Raw genomic sequence first — 5,708 nt, 5'->3', positions numbered from 1 at the left:
AGTCGACCAGGATGCCATTGCGGCGCAGTGGGAAGCATCGCTGGATTCCGAGGATCCGGCGGAGGCCGCGCAAGCAGCCGCCGCCAATGAACTCTCCGGCACGATGGCGCTGCAATGGGCCGCCATGGTCGAAGACGGCAGCCGCGACTTCGGCGGCGGCGGCAAGAACGGCGGCGAGCGGGTCCTCTCTCAGGAAGAGATCGACAACCTGCTCGGCTTCTCGGTCGGCGACGTCAACGTCGACGACAATTCCGGCATTCGCGCCATCATCGATTCCGCGATGGTGTCCTACGAGCGTCTGCCGATGCTCGAAATCGTGTTCGACCGGCTGGTGCGGCTGATGACCACCAGTCTGCGCAATTTCACCTCCGATAACGTCGAAGTCTCGCTGGATCGCATCACCTCGGTGCGGTTCGGCGACTACATGAATTCGATTCCGCTCCCTGCCGTGCTCTGCGTGTTCAAGGCCGAGGAATGGGACAATTTCGGCCTCGCCACGGTGGATTCGAGCCTGATCTATTCGATGATCGACGTCCTCTTGGGCGGCCGCCGCGGCCAGACCTCGCTGCGGATCGAAGGCCGGCCCTACACCACGATCGAAACCAACCTGGTCAAGCGGCTGGTCGAGGTGGTGCTGTCGGACGCCGAGCAGGCGTTCCGGCCGCTGTCGCCGGTGACCTTCAAGATCGACCGGCTGGAGACCAATCCGCGCTTTGCCGCCATCAGCCGGCCCGCCAACGCCGCCATCCTGGTGCGGCTGCATATCGATATGGAAGACCGCGGCGGCAACATCGAGCTGCTGCTGCCCTATGCGACCATCGAGCCGATCCGCCCGGTGCTGTTGCAGATGTTCATGGGCGAGAAATTCGGCCGCGACCCGATCTGGGAAGGCCATTTCGCCACCGAAGTGGCGCAGGCCGAGATTTCGGTCGATGCCGTGCTGTACGAAGCCGAGATCCCGCTCAAGCAGCTGATGAAACTGAAGGTCGGCGATACCCTGCCGCTGGAAATGCGCGCCGACGCGCTGGTCGAGGTGCGCTGCGGCAAGGTCATCCTGACCGAGGGGCGGATGGGGCGGGTCGGCGACCGCGTCGCCATTCGCGTCACCAAGCAGCTGCGCAAGCCCAATACCACCTTCGCGATGTTCGAGAAGGCCGATGAGCAGAACAAGGCACTGGAGGCCCAATGAGTCATTCCCTCGGAATCATGATCGAGAGCCTGGTCGCGGTGTTGCTGATGCTGACGATCGGCTACTGCATGCTGCTGAACACGCGGCTGAAGCGGCTGAAGGCCGATGAGCATTCGCTGAAGGCCACCATCGCCGAATTGATCACCGCGACCGAAATCGCCGAGCGCGCCATCGGCGGCCTCAAGCACACCGTGCGCGACGTCAACGAGAATCTCGGCAACCAGCTCGCCTCCGCCTCGCAGATGTCGCAGCAGCTGAAGAAGCAGCTCGCCGAAGGCGACAACGTGTTCCGGCGGCTGTCCAAGATCGCGATCGCGGCAAGGCCTCAAGGCGCGGCCGAACCGGCCGAACCTGTCGCGGCCGCCGCGCCGCGGATGTCCTCGGCCAAGGCGGTCGCAGCGGCAGCCCAGGCGTTCTCCGACCGCAGAAGGACTGACGGCTTAGCGGCATGAGATCGTTTCGTGACATCAGAGTCATTCCGGTGGTGCTGGTGGCGATCGCCGGCCTCGCCGTGCTCAAGGTCGTCGGGCTGGTGATCGACGGCGGCTACGTGTTCGACTACCAGCCGGATTCGATCAGGCCGTCCTGGGCCCAGGAAAACTTCAATTTCCCCGGCGGCACCAAGCCCGACCCGGCCGACATCACCGGTTCGGTCGACAAGCCCAAGGAGGAAGCCAAGCCCGAGGTCAAGGCTCCGGAAGTAGCGAAGTCGGACGGCACCGTGACCTTCCCCGAACAGGCGGCGCCGGTGTCGGCGTCGGAGCGCGCGATTCTCGAGCGGCTGCAGTCGCGGCGCCAGGAACTGGAGGCGCGGGCGCGCGAAGTCGACATTCGCGAAAGCCTGCTGAAAGCCGCCGAGAAGCGGATCGATTCCAAGACCGAGGAGTTGAAGGCTGTCGAATCCCGGATCACGACGGCGACCGACCAGAAGAACGAAAACGAGGCGGCGCGCTTCAAGGGCATCATCACGATGTATGAGAGCATGAAGCCGAAGGACGCCGCCAAGGTGTTCGACCGCCTCGAAATGCCGGTGCTGATCCAGATCGCCTCTCAAATCGCGCCGCGCAAGATGTCCGATATCCTCGGCCTGATGCAGACCGATGCGGCCGAACGGCTGACCGTCGAACTGGCCCACCGCGCCGCGCCCGATCAATCCGCCGGAGGCGGCGAGCTTCCCAAGATCGAGGGCAAGCTGTTGTCGCAAAAGCCCAATTGAGCCGGGGATAATTAACAAGTCCTTAAACCGCCAATTCTAGATTCGACGGCGCGAGGCGGGCATCGGTGCGTTCCGCGGACGATTCCGGAATCGTCGAAGCGAAAGACTGGTTGGAATGGCGCGCATGGTTGCCGCTGGATTTTGGTCGCTGACCCGGGCCCTGGCGCGGAGGGCGCGACGTTGCCTGCGCGGCGAGATATGGCTCGCACTGATACTGGCCGCCCTGACGTTTTCGGTGCCGTGCCGGGCCGCCGCCGATCCGGTCAAGGGCGAGGCCACGTTCTCGGCTTCCGGCGGCTATGCCCGGCTGGTGCTCAAGCTTGCCGATGACGTCGATTCCGAAGTCACCACCGCGGGCTCGATCATCGTGATCCGCTTCAAGCGTCCGGTCGATATTCCGATCGACAAGATCGCCGACGCCGTGCCCGACTATGTCGGATCGGTGCGCGCCGATCCCGACGGTTCGGCGATCCGGCTGTCGCTGGCGCGCCGGGTGACCGTCAACACCATGACGGCGGGCGAGCGGGTGTTCGTCGATTTCCTGCCCGACAGCTGGACCGGGCCGCCGCCGAGCCTGCCGGCCGAAGTGATCCGCGAACTCTCCGAACGTGCGCGCGCCGCCGAGCGCGCCTTGCGCCTGCAGCGCGCGGCCGCGGAGGCCAAGAAGCGGCCGCCGATCCGCGTGCGCACCTCGGTGCAGCCGACCTTCGTCCGTTTCGTGTTCGAAATGCCCGACGGCGTCGGCGTCTCCTCGGTGCTGAACGACCAGAAACTCACCTTGATGTTCAACGCCACGCTCGGCTTCGACCTGGCGGACGCCAAGGAAGCGGCACCCCCGAACATCGCCTCGATCAACCAGAAGCCCGATGGCGACGGAACCGCGGTGGAAATCACGCTGATCGGCGATGTCGATGTCCACTCCTTCCGCGAGGAGAAGAACTACATCGTCGACGTCGCCTTCCAGCAGTCGGAGAAGCCATCGGCGCTGGCGCCATCAGCAGCGGTCGCACCGGTGGCGGCAACACCGGTGTCGATGCCGGCGACGGCAGCCGCGCCGGCCGCCCCCGAAAAGCCCGCCGCTGCCGCGGAGCCGCGGCAATCCGGCGAGATCAAGCCGCCGACGTCGGAGCTGATCGCCAAAGAGGCTCATCTCGAGATCAACCCTGCGGCGCCGCCAAAGATGCCTCCGGCATCGGAAGCGCCGAAAGCGCCGGCTGCACCGGAGGCGGCGAAAATGGCGGCGGCACCGGAAGCGCCGAAAATCTCGGCAGCGCCGGAGGCTGCGAAACCCGAGCCTGCATCCGAGGTGGCGCCCAAGCCCGCCGCCGCGACGGCGCCCAAGCCTGTCCCCGCCGCTTCAGCGTCGCCGGCCGATTCCGATGCCGTCGTGGTCCGCACCATGCGGTCGAGCGAAGGCCTGAACCTGACATTCAGCTTTGCCACGCCGACGCCGGCTGCGCTGTTCCGGCGCGCCGATGCGCTTTGGCTGGTGTTTGATTCCACCAGGCCGATCGACATCGAGCCGATCCGAAACGGCGGCGGTGCGATCATAGCGGAAGTCTCGAAGTTGCCGCTGGAGAAGGGGCAGGCGATCCGGATCCGGCTCAACCGTCCGCAAATGCCCTCGCTGAGCGGCGAGGAACAAGCCGACGGCGTGATCTGGACGCTGACCTTCGCCGATACCATGCGCGCGCCGACCCAGCCGCTGGTGGCGTTGCGCAACATCATCGATCCGGCGTTTGCCAATGTCGCGGTGCCCTTGTCAAAACCCGGCCTGCTGCACCGGCTGGTCGATCCGGACGCCGGCGATACCACGCTGGTGATCACGGCGCCGCCGCCGGTTCGCGGCTTCATCAAGCGGCAGGATTTCGTCGAGCTGTCGCTACTGGAGTCGATCCATGGCGTCGCGGTTCGGCCGAACTCCGACGACGTCACGGCCGAGATTGCCTCCGACAAGATCATCCTTGGGCGGCCCGGCGGCCTGACCCTGTCGTCGGCCGACGTCGGGACCGAGCGCGCCACCGCGGTGGTGCGGCCGATCTTCGACATCGGCGAATGGAAGAAGAACATCGCGGCGAATTTTTTCGCGCGGCAAAGCGAGCTGATCGCCGCCGCCGGCGCGGCCGAGCCCGCCCAGCGCACGCCGGCGCGGATCGACCTGGCGCGGTTCTACATGGCGCGCGGGCTGTATCCGGAAGCCAAGGGCGTTCTCGATCTCGCGCTGGCCGAGGCCAAGCCCGGTCTTGAGGATCCGATTGCGCTGGTCGTGCATTCGATCGCGAGCAGCCTGATGGAGCGGCCGGCGCAGGCGCTGCGCGACCTCGCCAATCCCGCGGTCGGAACCAATTTCGACTCCCAGCTCTGGAAAGCGCTGGCCTATGTGCGCCAGGAGAAGTGGGCGGAGGCGCGGGAGAAATTCAAGAACGTCGAATTCGCCATCACCTTGCTGCCGATCGAGATGCAGCGCATCGTGATCGCGGATGCGATGCGTGCGTCGCTCGAGGTCAAGGATTATTCCGGCGCCGACAAGCGCAGCAGCGATCTGGAAGTGATCGGCCTGCCGCCTGAAATGAAGCCCGCGGTCGCGGTGTTGCGCGGCCGTCTCGCCGAAGCGCTCGGCCACGACAAGGAAGCGCTGGCCCAATACAAGATCGCGGTCGATTCTCCGGACCGGGCCTCGGCGGCCAAAGCCAAGATGCTCGAGATTGCGCTGAAGCAGAAGCGCGATGAAATCAGCCAGCCCGATGCGTTGCGCGAGCTCGAGACGCTGTCGATGATGTGGCGCGGCGACAGCACCGAGGTGCAGACGCTGGAGATGATGGCGCGGATCTATGCCGACACCGGACGCTACAGCGAGTCGCTGGCGGCGACGCGGGCCGCGACCCGGATGGAGCCCAATTCCGCGATCTCGCGGCAGGGTCAGGACGAAGCGTCGGCGCTGTTCGCGCAGCTCTATCTCAGCCCGAAGGGCGACGACCTGCCGCCGGTCGACGCGCTCGGGATGTTTTACGAATACCAGGAATTGACTCCGATCGGGCGGCGCGGCGACGAGATGATCCGGCGGCTAGCCGACCGGCTGGTCGCGGTCGACCTGCTCGATCAGGCCAGCGAACTCTTGCAGTATCAGGTTGATCACCGGCTGGAGGGGGCGGCGCGGGCGCAGGTCGCGGCGCGCCTCGCCATGGTGTACCTCACCAATCGCAAGCCGGATCGCGCCATCGCCGCGTTGCGCTCGACGCGGATCGCCGATCTCTCCGGTGAACTGCGCCAGCAACGGCTGCTGCTGGAGGCACGGGCCCAGAG

At 65.9% G+C, this 5,708-nt stretch carries 4 protein-coding genes; all 4 read left to right on the top strand.

Annotated elements, in window-relative coordinates:
• Nucleotides 1-1,189, top strand: a 1,189-nt coding sequence (gene fliM / locus VK804_RS15370) for a flagellar motor switch protein FliM (protein ID WP_325371674.1), incomplete at its 5' end; no start/stop codon positions are given.
• Nucleotides 1,186-1,641, top strand: coding sequence for a DUF6468 domain-containing protein (locus VK804_RS15365; protein ID WP_325371673.1), 456 nt, complete (start codon nt 1,186-1,188; stop codon nt 1,639-1,641). The genes fliM and VK804_RS15365, both read left to right, overlap by 4 nt.
• Nucleotides 1,638-2,405, top strand: a complete 768-nt coding sequence (locus tag VK804_RS15360) for a flagellar protein FlbB (protein WP_325371672.1) — start codon at nt 1,638-1,640, stop codon at nt 2,403-2,405. The genes VK804_RS15365 and VK804_RS15360 overlap by 4 nt, the downstream gene beginning before the upstream one ends.
• Nucleotides 2,406-2,520: 115 nt before the next feature.
• On the top strand, nt 2,521-5,708 hold a 3,188-nt coding region (locus VK804_RS15355), incomplete at its 3' end, for a tetratricopeptide repeat protein (protein WP_325371671.1).

The organism is Bradyrhizobium sp., assembly GCF_035484855.1.
Taxonomy (GTDB): Bacteria; Pseudomonadota; Alphaproteobacteria; order Rhizobiales; family Xanthobacteraceae; genus Bradyrhizobium.
The sequence above is the reverse complement of the archived record's forward strand: the minus strand, read 5'-3'. Positions and strand labels throughout refer to the sequence as shown.

Bases quoted from the DNA above. Each gene is read 5' to 3' on its own strand.
- VK804_RS15365 (WP_325371673.1), top strand. From the start codon at position 1,186: ATGAGTCATTCCCTCGGAATCATGATCGAGAGCCTGGTCGCGGTGTTG.
- VK804_RS15360 (WP_325371672.1), top strand. From the start codon at position 1,638: ATGAGATCGTTTCGTGACATCAGAGTCATTCCGGTGGTGCTGGTGGCG.